General features: G+C 57.1%; 20 protein-coding genes and 1 riboswitch. Of the genes, 16 read left to right on the forward strand and 4 right to left on the reverse strand.

The genetic code is table 11. From position 1 onward, the window contains the following. The 5 genes from ilvB to pyrE all read left to right on the forward strand — a co-directional run bounded on the left by ilvB (position 1) and on the right by pyrE (position 5724). Positions 1–1665, forward strand: a complete 1665-nt coding sequence (gene ilvB, locus SO058_RS06650) for a biosynthetic-type acetolactate synthase large subunit (RefSeq protein ID WP_320842206.1) — start codon at positions 1–3, stop codon at positions 1663–1665. A gap of 16 nt (positions 1666–1681) precedes the next feature. Further along, positions 1682–2158, forward strand: a complete 477-nt coding sequence (gene ilvN, locus SO058_RS06655; protein WP_320842207.1) for an acetolactate synthase small subunit — start codon at positions 1682–1684, stop codon at positions 2156–2158. Between the two features lie 49 nt (positions 2159–2207). Continuing rightward, positions 2208–3203 (forward strand): ketol-acid reductoisomerase, encoded by a 996-nt coding sequence (ilvC, locus tag SO058_RS06660; protein WP_320842208.1) that lies wholly within the window; start codon positions 2208–2210, stop codon positions 3201–3203. Positions 3204–3273: 70 nt separating this feature from the next. Then, positions 3274–4938 carry a dihydroxy-acid dehydratase gene (gene ilvD / locus SO058_RS06665; RefSeq protein WP_320842209.1) on the forward strand — a complete coding sequence of 555 codons (1665 nt, stop codon included), beginning with the start codon at positions 3274–3276 and terminating at the stop codon, positions 4936–4938. A gap of 123 nt (positions 4939–5061) precedes the next feature. Beyond that, positions 5062–5724, forward strand: coding sequence for an orotate phosphoribosyltransferase (pyrE, locus tag SO058_RS06670; protein ID WP_320842210.1), 663 nt, complete (start codon positions 5062–5064; stop codon positions 5722–5724). Between the two features lie 45 nt (positions 5725–5769). Here pyrE and SO058_RS06675 read toward each other — a convergent pair whose 3' ends face one another. Together SO058_RS06675 and SO058_RS06680 are read right to left on the reverse strand one after the other, a co-directional pair. After that, positions 5770–6939 carry a pyridoxal phosphate-dependent aminotransferase gene (locus SO058_RS06675; protein WP_320842211.1) on the reverse strand — a complete coding sequence of 390 codons (1170 nt, stop codon included), beginning with the start codon at positions 6937–6939 and terminating at the stop codon, positions 5770–5772. Then, the gene (locus tag SO058_RS06680; RefSeq protein WP_320842212.1) at positions 6933–7424 is read right to left on the reverse strand and encodes an Lrp/AsnC family transcriptional regulator; all 492 of its coding nucleotides are present in this window, start codon (positions 7422–7424) and stop codon (positions 6933–6935) included. Before SO058_RS06680 ends, SO058_RS06675 begins: the two co-directional genes overlap by 7 nt. A 140-nt stretch (positions 7425–7564) precedes the next feature. Between SO058_RS06680 and SO058_RS06685 the strand changes: the two genes are divergently transcribed. From SO058_RS06685 to SO058_RS06700, 4 genes are read left to right on the forward strand one after another with little or no spacing between them, the layout of a single operon-like run. Then, positions 7565–8269, forward strand: coding sequence for a DUF2461 domain-containing protein (locus SO058_RS06685; RefSeq protein WP_320842213.1), 705 nt, complete (start codon positions 7565–7567; stop codon positions 8267–8269). Then, positions 8266–8886: a 3'-5' exonuclease gene (locus tag SO058_RS06690; protein ID WP_320842214.1), complete on the forward strand. Its 621-nt coding sequence runs from the start codon at positions 8266–8268 to the stop codon at positions 8884–8886. Before SO058_RS06685 ends, SO058_RS06690 begins: the two co-directional genes overlap by 4 nt. An 18-nt stretch (positions 8887–8904) precedes the next feature. After that, the gene (locus SO058_RS06695; RefSeq protein WP_320842215.1) at positions 8905–9207 is read left to right on the forward strand and encodes a hypothetical protein; all 303 of its coding nucleotides are present in this window, start codon (positions 8905–8907) and stop codon (positions 9205–9207) included. A 35-nt stretch (positions 9208–9242) separates the two neighbouring features. Beyond that, a complete protein-coding gene (locus tag SO058_RS06700; protein ID WP_320842216.1) occupies positions 9243–10583 on the forward strand; it encodes an AI-2E family transporter in 1341 nt (446 codons plus the stop codon). A gap of 40 nt (positions 10584–10623) precedes the next feature. Here SO058_RS06700 and SO058_RS06705 read toward each other — a convergent pair whose 3' ends face one another. Both SO058_RS06705 and SO058_RS06710 read right to left on the reverse strand, forming a co-directional pair. Next, positions 10624–11307 (reverse strand): IclR family transcriptional regulator, encoded by a 684-nt coding sequence (locus tag SO058_RS06705; protein WP_320842217.1) that lies wholly within the window; start codon positions 11305–11307, stop codon positions 10624–10626. Between the two features lie 67 nt (positions 11308–11374). Further along, the gene (locus SO058_RS06710; RefSeq protein WP_320842218.1) at positions 11375–12067 is read right to left on the reverse strand and encodes a GntR family transcriptional regulator; all 693 of its coding nucleotides are present in this window, start codon (positions 12065–12067) and stop codon (positions 11375–11377) included. Between the two features lie 426 nt (positions 12068–12493). Between SO058_RS06710 and SO058_RS06715 the strand changes: the two genes are divergently transcribed. The 7 genes from SO058_RS06715 (at position 12494) to SO058_RS06745 (ending at position 18843) form a co-directional block, all read left to right on the forward strand. After that, on the forward strand, positions 12494–12775 hold the full coding sequence (locus tag SO058_RS06715) for a hypothetical protein (RefSeq protein ID WP_320842219.1): 282 nt from the start codon (positions 12494–12496) through the stop codon (positions 12773–12775). Between the two features lie 180 nt (positions 12776–12955). Further along, positions 12956–13219 (forward strand): MoaD/ThiS family protein, encoded by a 264-nt coding sequence (locus SO058_RS06720; protein ID WP_320842220.1) that lies wholly within the window; start codon positions 12956–12958, stop codon positions 13217–13219. Between the two features lie 22 nt (positions 13220–13241). Then, positions 13242–15119, forward strand: a complete 1878-nt coding sequence (locus tag SO058_RS06725) for an aldehyde ferredoxin oxidoreductase family protein (protein WP_320842221.1) — start codon at positions 13242–13244, stop codon at positions 15117–15119. 15 nt (positions 15120–15134) lie between these two features. Further along, positions 15135–15260, forward strand: a riboswitch (molybdenum cofactor riboswitch). A gap of 149 nt (positions 15261–15409) precedes the next feature. Beyond that, a complete protein-coding gene (locus SO058_RS06730; protein ID WP_320842222.1) occupies positions 15410–16282 on the forward strand; it encodes a substrate-binding domain-containing protein in 873 nt (290 codons plus the stop codon). A gap of 15 nt (positions 16283–16297) precedes the next feature. Further along, entirely contained in the window at positions 16298–17005 is a 708-nt protein-coding gene (locus tag SO058_RS06735; protein WP_320842223.1) for an ABC transporter permease, read from the forward strand. Continuing rightward, positions 16989–17660, forward strand: a complete 672-nt coding sequence (locus SO058_RS06740; RefSeq protein WP_320842224.1) for an energy-coupling factor ABC transporter ATP-binding protein — start codon at positions 16989–16991, stop codon at positions 17658–17660. Before SO058_RS06735 ends, SO058_RS06740 begins: the two co-directional genes overlap by 17 nt. Continuing rightward, positions 17620–18843, forward strand: coding sequence for a molybdopterin molybdotransferase MoeA (locus SO058_RS06745; protein WP_320842225.1), 1224 nt, complete (start codon positions 17620–17622; stop codon positions 18841–18843). Before SO058_RS06740 ends, SO058_RS06745 begins: the two co-directional genes overlap by 41 nt. Position 18844 lies beyond the last annotated feature (1 nt).

Below are 18844 nucleotides of genomic sequence, written 5' to 3' on the forward strand. Positions count from 1 at the left end.
ATGGTAAAGAACGGTTCGGAGATTTTGGTGGAGGTATTGGTAGAGCAGGGTGTCGATACGATTTTCGGCTATCCCGGCGGCTCGGTCCTCAATATCTACGATGCGCTCTATCAGAACAGCGGCCGCATTCGACATATTTTGACCGCCCACGAACAGGGCGCATCCCACGCGGCGGACGGCTACGCCCGTTCGACCGGCAAGACCGGTGTGTGTCTTGCGACTTCGGGACCGGGCGCGACCAACCTGGTCACCGGCATTGCGACTGCGTACATGGATTCGATCCCGATGGTCGCGATCACCGGCAACGTCGGCACTTCGCTGATCGGGCGGGACTCGTTCCAAGAGGTCTATATCGCCGGCATCACCATGCCGATCACCAAGCACAATTTCGTTGTGCGCAATGTGGAGGAACTGGCCGACACGCTGCGCGACGCGTTCCGCATCGCCAACACCGGCCGCCCCGGCCCGGTGCTCGTCGATATCCCGAAAGACGTGACCGCCGCGACCTGCGAATACATACCGGGCGCGCCGCTCCCCATCGAGGAGCCGCCGGCGGCTCCCGAAGCGCAAGTGCGCGAGATCGCGGCGCTCATTAATGCGTCCGAACGCCCGGTCATCTACTACGGCGGCGGCGTGGAGCTGTCGGATGCGAGCGAGGCGCTGTTTGCGCTGATGCAGAAGGCCGATATTCCGTCCGCGCATACGATGATGGCCATTGGCTGTATTCCGGACAGCGAGCCGCTCAGTCTCGGCATGATCGGTATGCATGGCACGGTTTCCGCCGACTGGGCGGTTGAACGGTCCGACCTGCTGATTTGCCTCGGCGCGCGTTTTTCCGACCGCGTGGCGACCGATACGCGTCGCTTCGCGCCGGACGCGAAGATCGTCCATGTGGACATTGACGCGGCGGAGATCAACAAGAATATCGGAGTGGACGTTTCCGCGGTCAGCGACGCTTCGAAGTTCCTGACCGCCGTGCTGCCGCTTGTAGAGCCTGCAAAGCACGACGCGTGGCGCGCGCAGATCGAAGAATGGCGCGTCAAGCTCGACTATAAGCCGAAAGACGACGAATCTGTCATCCACCCGCACCAGCTTCTGCGCACGCTCGCGGAGGAAACGCCGGAGGATACGATCATCGCCACCGACGTTGGACAGCATCAGCTTTGGTCCTCGCAATACAATTACCGCAAGCATGTGCGGCAATTCCTGACCTCGGGCGGCCTCGGTACCATGGGCTTCGGCTACGGCGCGGCCATCGGCGCGCAGTTTGCCTACCCGGACAGGACGGTCGTCCACATCACGGGCGACGGCTCGTTCCACATGAACCTGAACGAGATGGTCACGGCGGTCTCTTACGACCTGCCGATCATCACCGTCATTATGAATAACCGCGTGCTGGGCAATGTCCGCCAGTGGCAGACCATGTTCTATGGCAAGCGCTACTCCGCGACCGACCCGCAGCGCAAAACCGATTATGTGAAGCTTGCCGAGGCATTCGGCGCGCGCGGCTGCCGCGTGAGCAATATCGCCGAGCTGCGCGCCGCACTGGTCGAGGCGCGAAAGCGTAAAGGCCCGTTTATAATCGACTGCCTGATCGACAAGGACGAGCGCGTGCTGCCCATGATCCCGGCGGGCGGCACGATCGACGACATGGTCGTGGACTGAGGAAAGGAGAAAAGAAATGCAAAAATATATCCTTTCCGTGACCGTCCGCAACAATGCGGGTGTTCTGGCTCGCGTGTCCAGCCTGTTCGGACGGCGCGGCTACAACATCGATTCGCTGACCGTTTCGGCGACCACCGATCCCAAGATCTCCCGCATGTCGATCGTCGTCACGGGCGATGAGCCGATTTTGGAGCAGATCATCAAGCAGGTTTCCAAGCTCGAGGAAGTAATTCTGGTCGAGCATTTGCAGGAGACGGATTCCTATTGCCGCGAGCTGGTTTTCGTCAAGCTCGCCGCTGAGGACGCCGCCGCGCGCGACGCGGTGCGGCAGGTCGCAGAGGTGTACGGCGCGCAAATCATCGAGACGACAGGTCACAGCATGATCGTCGAACTGACCGAGGTGCCCAGCCGTATCGACGCGTTCCTCGCGGTTGTCGCAAACTTCCGGGTCAAGGAAATGTGCCGTTCGGGCGTTACCGCGATCCTCAGATAACCTCAGGTTTCTCAATACATTTTATATACATACTTAGGAGGAAACAACAATGGTAAAGATGTACTATGATTCGGACTGCAACCTGTCCCTGCTCGACGGCAAGACCGTTGCCATCATCGGCTTTGGCTCGCAGGGCCACGCGCACGCGATGAACCTCAAGGATTCGGGCGTCAACGTCGTCGTCGGCCTGCGTCCGGGTTCGGGGCACGAAAAGAAAGCCAAGGACTACGGCCTGACCGTCATGACCCCGGCAGAGGCCGCCAAGGCGGGCGACATCGTCATGATGCTCGTGCCGGATGAGAAGCAGGCCGATATCTATAAGAGCGATATCGAGCCGGGCCTCAAGCCGGGCAACGTTCTGGCGTTTGCGCACGGCTTCAACATCCACTTTAAGCAGATCGTGCCCCCGGCAGACGTCGACGTCATTATGATCGCGCCCAAGGGCCCCGGCCACACGGTCCGCTCGCAGTACCTCGAGGGCCACGGCGTGCCCGATCTGGTGTGCGTGCACCAGAACGCTTCGGGCAAAGCGATGGATATCGCGCTGGCCTATGCCTGCGGCATCGGCGGCGGCCGCGCGGGCATTCTGGAGTCCACGTTCCGCGCCGAGACCGAGACCGACCTGTTCGGCGAGCAAGCTGTCCTGTGCGGCGGCGTGTGCGAGCTGATGAAAGCCGGCTTTGAGACCCTGGTAGAGGCTGGTTACGCGCCCGAGAACGCTTATTTTGAGTGCGTGCACGAAATGAAGCTGATCATTGATCTGGTCAATGAGGGCGGCTTTGCCAAGATGCGCTACTCGATCTCCGACACCGCGGAGTACGGCGATTACCGCACCGGCAAACGCATTATCACCGAGGAGACCCGCAAGGAGATGAAGAAGATCCTGCGCGAGATCCAGGACGGCACGTTTGCTTCCGAGTGGATTCAGGAGAACCGCGCGGGCGGCCGCGCCAAGTTCCTCGCGACCCGCCAGGTCGAAAGCGAATCCCTGCTCGAGGAGACCGGCAAGAAGCTGCGCGGCCTGATGAGCTGGCTGAAGAAATAAGACGAAAACCGCACGGAGGGCGGACGGTGCGAGCCGTCCGCCCTTGCTTTCAAAGAGGAGGTATATCCCAATGTCCAAAAGAAGCGACAATATCGTAGCGGGCGCGGAGCGCATGCCAAACCGCTCGCTGCTGCGTGCCTGCGGCCTGACCGATGAGGAAATGTCCCGCCCGATCATCGGCGTGGTGTCGGCGCACTCGGAGATCATCCCGGGGCATATCAACCTGGATAAGATCGCGGACGCGGCCAAGGCCGGCGTACGCATGGCGGGCGGCACGCCCATCATGGTTCCAGCCATCGGCGTGTGCGACGGCATCGCCATGGGGCACATCGGCATGAAATATTCACTGCCCAGCCGCGAGCTGATCGCGGACAGCGTGGAAACGCTCGCGCAGGCGCACCAGTTCGACGGCCTCGTGCTCATCCCGAACTGCGACAAGATCGTGCCCGGCATGCTGATGGCCGCAGCGCGGCTCAACATCCCGTCGATCGTCATTTCGGGCGGCCCGATGCTGGCCGGACGGTACGACGGCGAGGAGATCTCGCTTTCCAAGACGTTTGAGACGGTCGGCGCGTACAAGGCCGGTCTGATTGGCGACGAAAAGCTTCACGAATGCGAACTCGGCTCGTGCCCGGGCTGCGGCTCGTGCTCGGGCATGTACACGGCGAACTCGATGAACTGCCTGAGCGAAGCCATCGGCATGGCGCTGCCCGGCAACGGCACGACCCCGGCCGTGCACGCCGCGCGCATTCAGCTCGCCAAGCGCGCGGGCATGCAGATCATGGAACTGGTCGAAAAGGATATCAAGCCCCGCGATATCCTGACCCCTGCGGCGTTCCGCAACGCGCTCACCTGTGAAATGGCCATCGGCTGTTCGACTAATTCAGTGCTGCACCTGCTCGCGCTTGCGCATGAGGCGGGCGTCGCGCTCGATTTGAACACGCTCAACGAGCTTTCGGCGGGGGTGCCGAACATCTGCCATCTCGCGCCCGCCGGCCCGCACCATATCGAGGAACTGTATCTGGCGGGCGGCGTGCCGGCGATTATGAAGGAGCTGACCAAGCGCGACCTGCTCGACCTGACGCTGCCGACCGTCACGGGCAAGACCGTGGGCGAAAACCTTGCAGGCGTTATAAACAAAAACCCCGAGGTCGTGCGTCCGCTCGAAAGCCCCTACTCCGAGACCGGCGGCATCGCCGTTTTGTGGGGCAATATCGCGAAAAACGGCTGTGTGGTCAAGCGCAGCGCGGTCGCGCCCGAAATGATGGTGCACGAGGGTCCCGCCCGCGTGTTCGACAGCGAGGACGACGCGATTGAAGCCATTTATGGCGGCAAGATCGTCAAGGGCGACGTGGTGGTCATCCGCTACGAGGGCCCCAAGGGCGGCCCGGGTATGCGCGAGATGCTCAACCCGACCTCGGCGCTTGCCGGTATGCAGCTCGATAAGGACTGCGCGCTGATTACGGACGGCCGCTTCTCCGGCGCGTCCCGCGGCGCGTCCATCGGGCACGTATCGCCCGAGGCGGCGGCGGGCGGCGAGATCGCGCTCATTGAGGAGGGCGACCTGATCGTCATCGACATCCCGGCGAACAGCGTGAACGTCAAGGTGTCCGATGAGGAACTGGAAAAGCGCCGCGCGAAATTCACGCCGCGCGAGCCTAATATCAAGACCGGCTGGCTGGCGCGCTATGCGCGCATGGTCACCTCGGCGGATAAGGGCGCGGTATTAGAGTAAAAAGGAATCCCCCGGCTTCTGCCGGGGGATTCTTTTATTTTTGCGGCGGGAATGCGTCTGCCGCTTGCCGCTTTTGATGGAATCTGCTATAATAAATCCAAATGAGAAAAGGACGGGAATACCATGCTGACAGAGGCCAAAAAAGAGTTTATCGAATTCATGATGAGCGCGGATGTGTTGCGCTTTGGCGATTTTACGACCAAATCCGGCCGCAAGACCCCGTATTTCGTCAATACGGGCAACTATAAGACCGGCCTGCAGTCCTCGCGGCTGGGCGAGTTCTACGCCGCGCTCGTCAAGGAAACGGTGGGGGACGCGTTCGACGCGATGTTCGGCCCGGCCTATAAGGGCATCCCGCTGGCGACCTCGGTCGCGGGCGCGCTCGCGCGGATGTACGGCATCGACAAGCCGTTTTTCTTCAACCGCAAGGAGGCCAAGGATCATGGCGAGGGCGGCTCGATCGTCGGCTATAAGCCGCAGGACGGCGACCGCGTCATCATTATCGAGGACGTCATCACGGCGGGTACGGCTATCCGCGAGACCATGCCGGTCTTGCAGAGCTGCGCGGACGTGCAGGTGACCGACATGTTCATCTCGGTCAACCGCTGCGAGGTTGGCACCACCCCGGGCAAGACCGCGGTCATGGAGGTTGGCGAGGAGTTCGGCATCCGCGTGCACGCGCTTATCACCGTGCAGGATATCCGCGAATACCTCGCGCAGCACGGCGGCTATGACGAAATTTTGCCGCGCATGGATGCCTATATGGAGCAATACTGCGTGTTTTAAAAGAAAAGGGCGTTCCCGCACCGGGAACGCCCTTTTTATACTCTTTTACAGCGTTTTGAGGAACTGCCGCATGCGCAGGCAGGCCTCGCGCAAATGGTTCATCGAATAGGAATAGGAAATGCGGACGTGCCCCTCGCCGCTGTCGCCAAAGGCGTTGCCGGGAACGACCGCGACCTTCTGCTCGCGCAGCAGGCGCTCGCAGAACTCCTCGGAGGAAAGCCCGGTCGATTCGATGGAGGGGAACATATAAAACGCGCCCTCAGGCTCAAAGCAGTCCAGCCCCATGCCGCGTAGCTCGCCCAACAGATAGCGGCGGCGCAGGTCGTACTGCTCGCGCATGCGCGCGATGTCCTCCTCGCCCGTGCGGATGGCCTCGATGCCGGCAAACTGCGCGGTCGTCGGCGCGGACATAATGCCGAACTGGTGGATTTTGCAGATCGGCTTCATCAGCTCCTTGGGGCCCATCGCCCAGCCGAGCCGCCAGCCGGTCATGGCATAGGACTTGGAAAACCCATCCACCACGATGGTGCGCTCCTGCATGCCCGGCAGCTCGGCAAAGCATACGTGCGGCTCGCTGCCGTAGGTCAGGCTGCAATAAATTTCGTCCGAAATCACGAGGATGTTGGTGTCCCGCAGCACGGCGGCGATTCCCTCAAGCTCGTCCCGGGTCATGATCGCGCCGGTCGGATTGTTGGGGTAGGGCAGCACCAGCACCTTGGTTTTGGGCGTGATGGCCGCGCGCAGGCGGTCGGGCGTCAGCTTGAAATGGTCCTCCGCGCTCGTGGGAAGCGGCACGGGTATGCCGCCCGCCATCTGGGTCAGCGGTGTGTAGCATACGAACGACGGCTCGGGGATGAGCACCTCGTCGCCCACGGAGAGAAAGGCGCGCAGCGCGTTGTCGATGGCTTCCGACCCACCGACGGTCACGAGAATCTCCTTTTCGGGATCATAGCAGAGCTGGTACTTGCGGCGGGTCAGCGCGGCGATCTGGCTGCGCAGCTCAGCAAGGCCCCAGTTAGAGGTATAAAAAGTCTGTCCCTTTTCGAGCGACTGGATGCCCGCGCGGCGGATCTGCCAGGGGGTCTCAAAGTCGGGCTCGCCTACGCCGAGCGAAATGGCGTCCTGCATGGTCGACACGATATCGAAAAACTTGCGGATGCCAGAGGGCTTGACGATTTTGACGCGGTCGGACAGAAGCTGCTCGTAGTCTACCATGAAAGCATGACCTCTCTCTTATCCCCGGAGGAAGGATCGAATTCGACGCTTTGCTCCTTGTATTTTTTTAGGATGAAGTGCGTGCCGGTCGACAGTACATGCTCCATCGGCGCGAGCTGCTCGGACACAAAGCGCGCGACCTCGCGCATCGAGCGGCCGCGGATGATGACGGTAAGGTCGAAGCCACCCGACATCAGATAGACGCTCTCGACCTGATGATGCGAGCAGATCTGGCGGGCGATCTCGTCAAAGCCCATGCCTTTCTGGGGCGTGATCTTGACTTCGATGAGCGCGGTCACGTCCTCATTCGAGGTCTTGTCCCAGTCGACGATCGTTTTATAGCCAAGGATCGTGTTGTTTTTCTCATATGCCCGCAAGGTTTCGGCGACCTCGTCTTCGGTCGCGCCCGTCATAGCGGCGAGCTGTGCGGGGGTAAGCCGCGCGTCCTGGCAGAGCAGGCCGAGCAGTTTTTCGGGGTTATTCATAACGAAAATCCTCCCTGCAAAAAAAGATATCCCTATTATACACCACATTTAGCGTTTTCGTAAAGAGAAAATGCAAAATGCGGTTGCGCAACGGGCGGAAACGCGGTACAATAGCAAATAGGAAGGTAGGTGCCCAAACCATGGCATTCACAGGCTTTTCCGCAGAGGGCATCGACCTGCTGCAGCTTAACCGCCTGCAAAATAACAAGGAATTTTACGAAGCGAACAAGGAAGAGATCAAAGCGCTCGGCATCCAGCCCTTTCATGACCTGATCGAAGCGATGACGCCCACTATGCTGGAGATCGACCCGCTGTTCGTCACCATACCGTCGCGCATGGTATCGCGCGTGCGCCGCGATACACGCTATACGACTGACAAAACGCTGTACCGTGCAAACCTCTGGATGTATTTCCGCCGCCAGCGTGAGTATCCGCACGAATCCATGCCATTTTATTATGTGGAGGTCGGCCCGGAATCGTGGGGCTACGGCTGCTGGGGCTGCTTTGGCAAGGGCGAGATGGCCGAGGTGCGCGAAATGATCCTGCATGAGGACAAATTGTTCCAGGAAGCGAAAAAAGCGCTCGACGGATGTCCGGCGTTCTCGCTCGCGGGCGATTTATTTAAGCGTCCCAAGCATCCCGGCGCAAAAGCTGAATATCAGCCTTGGCTGAACCGCAAAAACTTGGGCGCGGATTATACCGAGACAGACGATTTTGCGCCCGTGTTGGATGGAACGTTTCTCGCCTCCATGCTGGAGGGCTTCCGGAAGCTTACGCCGTTTTACCGTCTGCTGGTGGCGGCGAAAGAGCGCGCGGAGGCCGCACCGAGGGAGGCTGTCCGATGAAATATATGGCGATCGACTTCGAGACGGGCAACGCCTCGCCCCTGTCGGCGTGTTCTATCGGCGTCGCCGTGTTTGAGGATGGCGGGCCCGTGGAAAGCGAAGCCTATCTCATCCGCCCGCCGGACGAGGTCGGCAGGTTTCACTGGGGCAATATCCGGGTGCATGGCATTAAAGAACGCATGGTGGCAGACGCGCCGCCGTTTGATCTGGTCTGGCGGCACATCGCGCGCCGCGCGGATGGCGGTGTGCTGGTCGCGCACAACGCGATGTTCGATACCGCCGTATTGTGTGCGTGCCTGTCGTATTACCGCATGCCCATGCCGGACTGCGATTACCTGTGCACGGTCAAGGTCGCGCAGCGGGTATGGCCGGATCTGCCCAACCATAAGCTGAATACAGTGTCTGAGGCATTGGGTATTGCGCTAAACCATCATGAGGCCGGCTCGGACGCGCGCGCTTCGGGGCTGATCCTGCAGGCGGCTCTGCGGGAGACCGGCAGCGCGGACGCCGCGCAGCTCGCCGAAAAGATCGGCATGCGGCTCGGCCGCATCTCCTGCGCCGGGAAGACGGCGTGCAGCATTGCAAAAACCGGGCGTACGCCCGCCAAACATGTGTAAAAAAGGAGAGTACGACCTATGAAAAACTACATTCCCGACATCGACCGCGACGCTGTCCGCGCCCGTGCCGAGCAGATGCTCGCCTATGCAAACGACGCGAAAGACTGTGCAAGCCGCTGGACCGGCCTTGCTATGGACAAGGCGCACGGATTTTCCATCTTTGATTTCGCCATGCTCAAGGTATGCCTGCTGTCACTCGGCCTGTGGCTGGGCGCGTGCTTTGCAAAATTCTTTAAGAAATTCCGCGGGGCGCTGTTCGTGCTGTTCGCGGCGAGCTGGATGTATCTTTTCTGGCGCATCTTTTTTGAAGACGAAGACTAATTCGCCCCATCCGCGGGCAGGGAAGGAGTGCGGCTGTGCACGACCCAACACCGGAAAAACCTAAAAAGCAAGCCGAACAGGGACACTACTTTCAATGGGGGCTGACTGCGTTTTGCGTGATCGTCGCCAGTATTCTGGTGTTTTTCCTGCTGTTCCGGCTGAGCGGCGTGATGTCGGTCATCAAAAAGATTATCGGCATTCTCAAACCGTTTATTTATGGCTTTGTCATGGCCTATCTGCTGCTTCCGATATTCAACGCGCTGTACCGCTGGTCGCGGCCAAAATTCAGCGCGAGGTTTAAAAACGGCGTCGGCATCGCAAAAGGCTTTTCAAGCATTATGGCGCTGCTGTGCGGCGTGATCGTCGTCGGCGGGCTGCTATGGATGGTGCTGCCGCAGTTTGTATTAAGCATTTTTTCGCTGCTCAACTCCATGGAAACATACTTGGATGAGATCTCGCAGTGGGTGGCGGCGCTTTTGAAGGATAATCCGCTTATCGAACGCAATTTCCTGCAGCTTTATGACCAGCTTTCCAATCAGATCGTCAACTGGGTGCAGAATATCGCGCTGCCGCAGCTCGTGGAGCTGATGACTGGCGTGATGAGCACCGTTTCGGTGCTGTTCGATTTCCTGATCGGTATTATTATCACCCTCTATATCCTAAACAGCAAGGACACCTTTTGCGCACAGGCTAAAAAAGCGTCTTACAGTTTGCTCTCTGTCAAGCGCGCCAATCAGGTGATGAGCCGCGTGAACCATCTGCACCGTGTCTTTGGCGGCTTTATCACGGGTAAACTGATCGATTCGCTGATCATCGGCGTGCTGTGTTTTATCGGCCTAAGCCTTTTGAACAGCTTTGGCGTATTGAGTATTTCTGAGTATATTGTGCTGATTTCGGTCGTCATCGGCGTGACCAATATCATCCCGTTTTTTGGGCCGTTCATCGGCGCGATCCCAAGCGTGATTCTGATTGCGGTCATCAGCCCGGTGCAGGCGCTGTATTTTATCATTTTTATCGTTATTCTGCAGCAGTTTGACGGTAATATCCTGGGCCCGAAAATCCTGGGCGATTCCACCGGGCTTTCGAGTTTTTGGGTTATGTTTGCCATTTTGGTGTTTGGCGGCGTATTCGGCTTTGTCGGCATGGCGGTTGGCGTGCCGCTGTTCGCGGTGCTGTACAGCATCCTAACCGAGCGCTTTAATCATTTGCTGAAGAAGCGCGGCCTATCCACGAATACGAACGATTACCGGGGGGCGACCCGCCTCGACCCGGAAACCGGAGAATTTGTTGAAGCAAAAGAAGAGTTCCGGCCGGTTTCCAAAAAAGAACGCCGCAAAGCGGATCAAGAGCAGGCGGCACGGGAAAATAAAAAATAGAGAACAAAAAACCAGCGGATTTATCCGCTGGTTTTTCTTTTTAAATGGTGAACGAACGGTTTGAAAGCTGGAGTTCATCGTCAACTGCACGCATTGCGTCGACGATTTGCTGACAAAAACCGGGCGTGTAGCGGTGCTGCGGCAAAACAATATTGATTCCCGCGCTGTTATCTTGTAATGCGACCGCCAAACAATAAGCGTCCATTTCAGGTTCAAACTTTAAACAGTATCCATCCCGCCGTATATCATTACAGTTTTGCAGGTAAGCGGCAGGGATATCGATGCCACGGTTGGCCAGCACGAGCAAGCCTATGGCGGAATTATAGTATTCGTCCATATTGCCGACTACGGAGGTCATGCGGTAAGGTTTGGACGGCTCGGACTTGTCTATGTAAATCACTTTGTCATCCCGAACAATGCCCAGATGAAACGTTTCGTTGAATTGGCGCGTAAGGGAGACCAGATGCGGATGTACAGAGGCGATCAACTGCTGTTCTACATTAAAACTGAGCGCATAGTGGAACAGGCGGTAGCCGAGGATATAGCGTCCGGCTTCATTTTTTTGAAGAAGCTTCCAGTGCTCCAGTGTTGTGCAAAAGCCGTGCAGCGTGGTGATGGGCAGCCTCATGACCTTGCTGAGCTCGCTTAAGGTATACTCTCCGGGATGCTGGGCGATGGTATCCAGCAGCAATACCGTGCGGTCTACGGATTGAATTGTTTTCATCTTAGCACCTCGGCTTTGCAAACGGATAAAAGGAAAGCCCCTGATGATCCGTCAAGGGCTTAGGGGCTTATTTGGATGGTTTGGCGTCTGCCGGCCGTTCATAGCTGGAAAAGAAATCGGTCGGGTATTGATCTTTGAGACCATACGACTCGGTCAGGTGGCTGATGATGATATTGGTGGCCAGATCTTCATCATAATTCATTAGCGCTTCGGCAATTTCAAAATGCTGGCGCACATGCTTAAACTCGTCAGAAACAGAGTTGGGATGGGTCAAAAGGATAAACTGGACACGCAGATATAATTCTTTTTGAAACTTAACCAAGAGATCGTTGCGTGAAATTTTGGCAAGCTCCAAGTGGAAGTCGCAATCATGCTGGATCTGAGTCAAACGGTCCTGCGCCCCAAGCGCGTTGGAGCATTTTTCAGCGAGTTCAACCAGATGCAGGAAATCCGCACGGCTGCCGTAGAGCGAGGCCAGCTTGACCGCCGTTGTATCAAAGGATACGCGCAGCGTGCCAATCTCGCGGATCTCATCGGCTGAATAGTCCTTGACAAGCGCAAATCGGTTGGGGAAAATTTCGATCAGACCTTCGTTGGCGAGTTGGCGCATGGCATCGCGCACCGGTGTGCGGCTGATACCAAACTGCTCTGCAATTTTTGTTTCCGGTATTTTCTGGCCGGGCTGCAGCTGCTGTGTCATGATCAGCGACAAAATATGATTATAAGCGGGTTCAATCAACCCAACAGAAGTTTTAGACATCGATGAGCTCCTTTGTGTTTGAATTTGCCATCTTGTATTATTTTTATTATAACACGATTATAAAAAAAGAAAAGTGTTTTCCTGGAATAAAATGCATATTTGTTTAATAAAACCGAAAAAATGTCCGTTAACCGTTTCCAAAACCTGTTGTTAATGTAAAAGATCAAAAAGATTTCACAGGATGAGGAAAAAAGAACCAGTTTACGCAGGTTTTATTAAATACTAATAAATAAAACGCAGGTTTTTAATAGAATTCAACAATTTATAACGGACAATACACAAAAATACACAAAAATAAACAATGAAATTCTAATAAATGAAGTGAGAAAACCGTGGTTTCGCCTTGCAAAATATGTCTATATTCGATACAATTAAATTCGTAAATAACGTATTCAGTTCGATAATTACGAAAAAAGGGGAACGGGTATGAGGATGAATTACGAGACACCGGAATTACAGATGGACCTCGTGAACAGATTTATAGAAATATGTGAATGGCTGGAGTATGGACATCCGATTTCGGAAGTTTTGCAGCGTCTGATTAAATTTGATGTCGATCAGCTGGAACTGCTATGCAAAAATGCCCGAATAGGAGAAAGAAAAGCACAGTTTGGCATACTTTCAATGCAAAGCCTGGTTGTGATTGAGGAATATTGCTCTCTGGTGCGTGTGCAGGATCGTGTATGCGCCGCAGTACGAAGCGCCTGAAGTCCCCGATGCACCCTGCGAAGGATTTTCGTAGGGTGCATTTTTATGTATACATCTGATATAATTATAAAATATAAATTGCATACAATATATTGACATATAATTAAGAGTGCTATATGATAATTGAAAAGGCACAGGAACCGTTATGGTAAGCTGCTGCGGGTGCGGAAAGGAGGAGAAATGCAAGTCGAGGTCATGCTGAAATATGGCGGGCATTTTGCTGCGCAGACGGGGTGCGCGCAAGAGCCGCTCGAAGTGGATGAACAGGTAGAGGCCGCATGCGAGCAAGTGCAGCGTTTTGTGCAGCAGCGGTATCAGATCTGTCCGCCATACATCCTGCTGGTCGGAAACCAGCATATGATCGGCGCCTGCAAAAAGCGGAAAGATCAGCCGCTGCAACGGGGAGAGGTGTTTCAACTGCTTCCGTTTGTTTCAGGAGGCTGAGTACAATCAGTGAGGTGATGAAATGAAAGGCTATGCCGGCCAAATCCTGCATGTGGATTTGACAAAAGGACAGTGCTGGGTGGAAAAACCGGAAGAAGGCTTTTACCGTTCATATCTGGGCGGGAGCTGTCTAGGTACGTATTATGTTTTAAAAGAATCCCCGAAAGGCTGCGACCCGCTGGGACCGGAAAACGTAATCGTTTTCTCGGTGGGCCCGGTGACCGGGGCGAGCCTCAGCGGCGCGGCGCGGCACGCGGTAACAGCAAAATCACCGCTCACAGGCTCCATCGGCGCGAGCGAAGCCGGTGGATACTGGGCGCCCGAACTAAAAAAGGCCGGGTTTGACGCGGTCGTGATCAAGGGACGCGCATCCGTGCCGCAATACCTATGGATTCATAATGGCTCCTACGAATTGCGGGATGCGTCCGCCTTGTGGGGCAAGACCACAGGCGACGTACAGCAGATGATCCGGGAAGAGCTGAACGACAAAAACATTCGCGTCGCACAGATCGGTCCGTCCGGCGAAAACGGCTGTATGTACGCCAATATCGTAAATGAACTGGCGCATTTCAATGGGCGCGGCGGTCTGGGTGCGGTGATGGGTTCGAAAAACCTGCGCGCGATTGCGGTGCGCGGTACCGTCCAGGCAGAGTTTGCGGATGCCGCGGGGCTGATGGCGCTGGCCAAACGCGGTGCACAGCAGGTTTTGAACGAGGCGGGCCCGGCGGGCTTTAAGCAGGAAGGTACGAACAACTGCGTCAACGCACACATCGGCTTGGGTGGCTTGCCGACGCGCAACTGGTCGTCCGGCGTGTTCGAGGGGCAGGATGACCTGACGCCAAAAGCATGGGAAAGCGTCATAAAACCCGGCACCTGTTTTGCCTGCGTACAAAGCTGTAAGCGCCATGTCGACCCGAAAAAGGTGGCGCCGGACGTATTAGACGCGCGGTATGGCGGACCGGAATACGAAACGGTCGGCATGTGCGGTTCAAACCTGTGCATTTCTGATAAGATTGCAATATGCAAGATCAACGAGATCGCCGCAAAATATGCGTTTGACACAATTTCTTTCGGCGTAACGGTTGGCTTTCTTATGGAATGTATGGAAAAAGGCCTGATTACGGCAGAGGATACCGGCGGGATCGAACTTCGTTTCGGCGATGCGGACGGGGTCATCCGTCTTGCAGAGCTGACGGGGAAAGGCGAGGGCTTCGGCAAAGAGGTGGCGCTGGGCTCGGCACGTCTGGCGAAAAAAATCGGGAAAGGCTCGGAAAAGCTTTTGGCAACGGTGAAAAACCGGGAATTCCCGGCACACATGCCGCAGGCAAAAGCTTCGCTCGCGCTGGCGTATGCGCTGACGCCGTTTGGCGCGGATCACGTAACGATCGAAATGGATCCGGCGATCGGCGCGCTGCCGCTGTCCGACCAGATGCGCGGCTTTGGCTTTGACCGCGCGGAAGATCCTTATGAGCTGAATCTGGAGAAATCCAAGCTGTTTTGGCGCACCCAACTGATGTACAGCATGATGGACTCCGCGTGTATGTGCCTGCTGGCGTGGGGCATGTGGACGATTTACACACCGGATGATTTTGTCGATGCGGTCAATATGGCAACCGGTTGGAAGACCAATTTATACGAAATGCTGATGGTCGGAGAGCGCCGGCTGCAGATGATGCGCGCTTACAACATCCGCGAGGGCCTGACCAATGCGGACGATGAACTGCCGGGCAAAATGTTTGCGCCGCTCAAAGGCGGGATCACCGACGGCTTCACCGTCGATAAGGATATGTTTTATCAGGCGCGCGAGTTTTTCTATGAGATGGCGGGCTGGACGGGAGAAAACGGCGCGCCGACAAAAGCGCGGTTGCTTTCGCTTAATCTGGATTGGCTTGCAGACTAAAGGTTTTAAATTGAAAACAACGTATATCTCCGAACCCGTTTGCCTACCTGCGTTTGTGCGCACAGGGTGGGCGGGTCGTTAGGGGAGCGGGGGAAACGCCGCTGCCTTCCGTGTTGAAAAGGAGATGGCTTGCAGTGGGAAAACAAGAATTTGCCGATTGCTGCGTCCGCAAAAGATCAATGACGGGAATTTGGAGTTTATACGTATCCATAAATCACATTCTGTCATTATAGGAATGGCTGAGTCCGGACCTGTAAAATAAAAAGATCTTTTGGGGAGTGTCAGAAAACATGAAAAACAAAAAGGGACTGCTGGCGGCGCTGGCCGCATTGCTGATACTGGGGGGCTGCGGACAGGGAGCGTCCGATGCACAGACGCCGGAGGCGCCGGAGGATACGGGTACACAAGCGCCGGAAAAACAGTCCATTATCTTGGCGACGACGACCAGCACGCAGGACAGCGGCCTACTGGATGTGCTGCTGCCGGAGTTTACCGGAGAAACGGGTATCGAGGTCAAGATCATCGCGGTTGGCACTGGAAAGGCGATCCAGATGGGCGTGGATGGGGAAGCCGACGTGCTGCTTGTCCATGATACGGCCTCGGAACTGAAGTTTATGGACGAGGGGAACGGCGTGGAACGAAACCAGGTGATGTATAACGATTTCATTCTGGTCGGCCCGGAGAGTGATCCCGCCGGGATTGCCGCGTCGTTTGGCAGCGATGCTGCCGGCGCACTGGGAAAAATCGCGGAGACTGCATCGCCTTTTGTTTCCCGTGCGGATGATTCGGGTACGCATAAAAAGGAGCTCAAGCTGTGGGGCGACTTGGCGCACGAGGGCGATTGGTACATCGAGGCCGGCGCGGGCATGGGCGATGTGCTCAAGATGGCCGATGAGAAGCAGGCATATACCATTTCTGACCGCGCGACCTACCTCGCTATGCAGGATGACCTCGATTTGGCCATTGTCTGCGAGGGCGATCAGAATATGTTTAACCAGTACGGTGTGATGACGGTCGATCCGAAGAAAAACGACCAGATCAATTACGACGGTGCCAAGGCGTTTTACGATTGGATGATCAGCGACGCCACACAGAACCGCATTGCGGAATTTGGCAAGGATACCTATGGCCAATCACTGTTCACGCCGAACGCCAAGGGCTGACGGGAGCGGAGCGTCATGGCCTATTTATGGGAGGGGCTGGTATCCGCCGTCCATCTGATTCTGGGGGGCGATCCGGAATTCTGGGGGATCGTGCTGCGCTCAGTCGCGGTATCCGGGCTGGCAACAGTGCTGGCGGCAGTGCTGATGTTTCCGCTGTCGGTTCAGCTGGGGCTGTCCTCTTTCCGGGGTGAAAAAACGGTTTCAAAAATACTGGGTACGCTGATGAGCGTACCCAGTATCCTTATCGGCCTGCTTGTTTGCCTGTTTTTATCGCGCCGGGGACCGCTGGGTTCACTTTCCTTATTATATACGAAGCCCGCCATGGTGTTCGCGCAGATGTTGCTGGTATCGCCGCTGCTGCTGGGGCTCGCCTATCCGGCGGTGAAAGGAAAAGGGCGGATGATCCGGGAGACCGCGCAGACGCTTGGAGCGGGACGGAGGCAGGTGCTGGCGGCCGTATTACGCGAGATGCGCGGGGACTTTCTGGTGTTTTTCACCTCTGCATTCGGTCGCGCGTTTTCCGAGGTGGGCAGTGTTATGATGGTGGGCGGCAATATCCGCGGCCAGACACGCGTGATCACCACCGCGATTTCGCTGGAAAATTCGATGGGGGATTACAGCATGTCGATCGCGCTGGGACTGGTGCTGCTGGCGGCGGCGCTGGCGCTGAACTGGATCGTGTATTCTTTCAAGGAGCGAAGCGGCGATGAAAGTCGGGATTGAAAATTTGCAGATGTCTTATGGCAAACGGAAAGTGCTTGATATACCGGCGTTGGAGATCGCGGACGGGAAAATGGCGGCGCTGTGGGGCGATAACGGCGCGGGGAAATCGACGCTGCTCCGTATTCTAGCCGGCGTGCTGCCCGGCTGGACGGGAAAGATCGATTACGGCGGCAAAGCGTGCGGTTCATATTTAAAAGGCGTGACACTGGTGCACCAGACACCCTATATGTTTAACTGCTCGGTGCGGGAAAACATTGGGTATCCGCTGCGGCTGCGGAAAGAACCGGAAAAGGAGATCGTCCGCCGCACGGATGAATGGATGCGCGTGCTTGGGATAGACGCCCTTGCGGAGCGAAACGCGCGCCGGCTGTCCGGCGGCGAGACGCAGAAAACCGCACTGGCGCGGGCATTTGCGGCCGAGCCGGAGCTATTGCTGCTCGATGAAGCAACTGCGGGCATCGATCTGGCTTCAATGTCATGCATCGAAGAAGCTTTGCGCACTTATAGGGCGCAAAAGCATGCCACCATCCTGTTTTCCACTCATTCGAGGGAACAGGCGCTCCGGCTGGCCGACTGCGTGATTTGTTTGGATAAGGGAAAGGTCAGGGCGGAAAATGAATTTTTTACAGATCGTGTCTATTCCACAGGCGATTGAGCTGCTGCTTGGGATCAATGGCGAGGTGTGGAGCGCGCGCGAGCGGGTACGCGCGGCGGACAGCGTCGGGCGTATTGCAGCGAGCGACCACCTTGCTGCCAGCGCGCTTCCGCCATTCAGCCGTTCAACTGTGGACGGGTTCGCGGTGCAGTCCAGTGATACGTTTGGCGCTTCCGAGCAAGCGCCCACCTTGCTACGCCTGTGTGGCGCAGTGCAAATGGGCTGCGAAGCCAAAACGGATGTTGCCGCGGGCGGCGCGGCTTTGATTCCGACCGGCGGCATGTTGCCTGAAGGAGCCGACGCGGTCGTAATGAAAGAGTATTGTGAACAGCTTGCGCAGGACTGGGTCTCGGTCGGCCGTGCAGTGTCGCCGCGTGAAAACACGGTGCTCTGTGGGGAGGATGCGGCGGCAGGCGAGGTGATCCTCGCACGGGGCGCGCGGATCGGCGCGCGGACGGCGGCGGTGCTTGCGGCGTGCGGACTGGAGGAGACAACGGTTCAGATAAGGCCGCGCATAGCCCTGATCTCAACGGGAGACGAGCTGGTCGAACCAGGCAGCGCGCTTGCACCGGGCTGCATTTACGACTGCAATTCAACAGCGCTCGAAGCGCTTTGCGCGGAACAGGATTTGCAGGTATGCTCCGTCCAGCGCACGGGGGACAGCCTGCCGGATTTAAAAGAAGCGCTGCTCCGGGCGGCGGACAGCGAGATGGTACTGATTTCGGGCGGCAGCTCGGCGGGTGCAAAAGACTATACGGTCCGTGCGTTGGAGGAAATACCGGATGGAGACGTGCTGGCGCACGGACTGGCCGCAAAACCCGGAAAGCCGACTATCGTCGGACGGTTGGGGCGCGTGCCGGTGATCGGCCTGCCGGGGCATCCGGCGGCAGCGATGATGGTATTCTCCGAAGTGGCGGCGGCTTACTGGCGGCGTAGGCGGCAAAGCGCGGATACGCGCCGCCGTTTGACGGTGCGGCTGTCGGAGGATGTGCACGCTTCGCCCGGACGGCAGGTGATGCTTCTTGCCAGACTGTTTCCGAGGGAAAATGCGCTTTGGGCGGAGCCGGTTCACAGCAAATCCAGCCATATCCGCACGATGCAGCAGGCTGACGGTTATCTGTGCATCCCTCCCGAACAGGAGGGGCTTCGCCAGGGACAGCTCAGCGAGATGATATTGTTTTAGG

This window comes from Agathobaculum sp. (assembly GCF_034098985.1).
Taxonomy (GTDB): Bacteria; Bacillota; Clostridia; order Oscillospirales; family Butyricicoccaceae; genus Agathobaculum.

Coding starts and splice junctions, on each gene's coding strand:
- SO058_RS06725 (WP_320842221.1), top strand. CDS start 13,242: ATGAAAGGCTATGCCGGCCAAATCCTGCATGTGGATTTGACAAAAGGA.
- SO058_RS06680 (WP_320842212.1), bottom strand. CDS start 7,424: ATGAATAACCCCGAAAAACTGCTCGGCCTGCTCTGCCAGGACGCGCGG.
- pyrE (WP_320842210.1), top strand. CDS start 5,062: ATGCTGACAGAGGCCAAAAAAGAGTTTATCGAATTCATGATGAGCGCG.
- ilvD (WP_320842209.1), top strand. CDS start 3,274: ATGTCCAAAAGAAGCGACAATATCGTAGCGGGCGCGGAGCGCATGCCA.
- SO058_RS06740 (WP_320842224.1), top strand. CDS start 16,989: ATGAAAGTCGGGATTGAAAATTTGCAGATGTCTTATGGCAAACGGAAA.
- SO058_RS06745 (WP_320842225.1), top strand. CDS start 17,620: ATGAATTTTTTACAGATCGTGTCTATTCCACAGGCGATTGAGCTGCTG.
- SO058_RS06730 (WP_320842222.1), top strand. CDS start 15,410: ATGAAAAACAAAAAGGGACTGCTGGCGGCGCTGGCCGCATTGCTGATA.
- SO058_RS06695 (WP_320842215.1), top strand. CDS start 8,905: ATGAAAAACTACATTCCCGACATCGACCGCGACGCTGTCCGCGCCCGT.
- SO058_RS06720 (WP_320842220.1), top strand. CDS start 12,956: ATGCAAGTCGAGGTCATGCTGAAATATGGCGGGCATTTTGCTGCGCAG.
- ilvN (WP_320842207.1), top strand. CDS start 1,682: ATGCAAAAATATATCCTTTCCGTGACCGTCCGCAACAATGCGGGTGTT.
- ilvB (WP_320842206.1), top strand. CDS start 1: ATGGTAAAGAACGGTTCGGAGATTTTGGTGGAGGTATTGGTAGAGCAG.
- SO058_RS06735 (WP_320842223.1), top strand. CDS start 16,298: ATGGCCTATTTATGGGAGGGGCTGGTATCCGCCGTCCATCTGATTCTG.
- SO058_RS06715 (WP_320842219.1), top strand. CDS start 12,494: ATGAGGATGAATTACGAGACACCGGAATTACAGATGGACCTCGTGAAC.
- SO058_RS06690 (WP_320842214.1), top strand. CDS start 8,266: ATGAAATATATGGCGATCGACTTCGAGACGGGCAACGCCTCGCCCCTG.
- ilvC (WP_320842208.1), top strand. CDS start 2,208: ATGGTAAAGATGTACTATGATTCGGACTGCAACCTGTCCCTGCTCGAC.
- SO058_RS06685 (WP_320842213.1), top strand. CDS start 7,565: ATGGCATTCACAGGCTTTTCCGCAGAGGGCATCGACCTGCTGCAGCTT.
- SO058_RS06710 (WP_320842218.1), bottom strand. CDS start 12,067: ATGTCTAAAACTTCTGTTGGGTTGATTGAACCCGCTTATAATCATATT.
- SO058_RS06675 (WP_320842211.1), bottom strand. CDS start 6,939: ATGGTAGACTACGAGCAGCTTCTGTCCGACCGCGTCAAAATCGTCAAG.
- SO058_RS06705 (WP_320842217.1), bottom strand. CDS start 11,307: ATGAAAACAATTCAATCCGTAGACCGCACGGTATTGCTGCTGGATACC.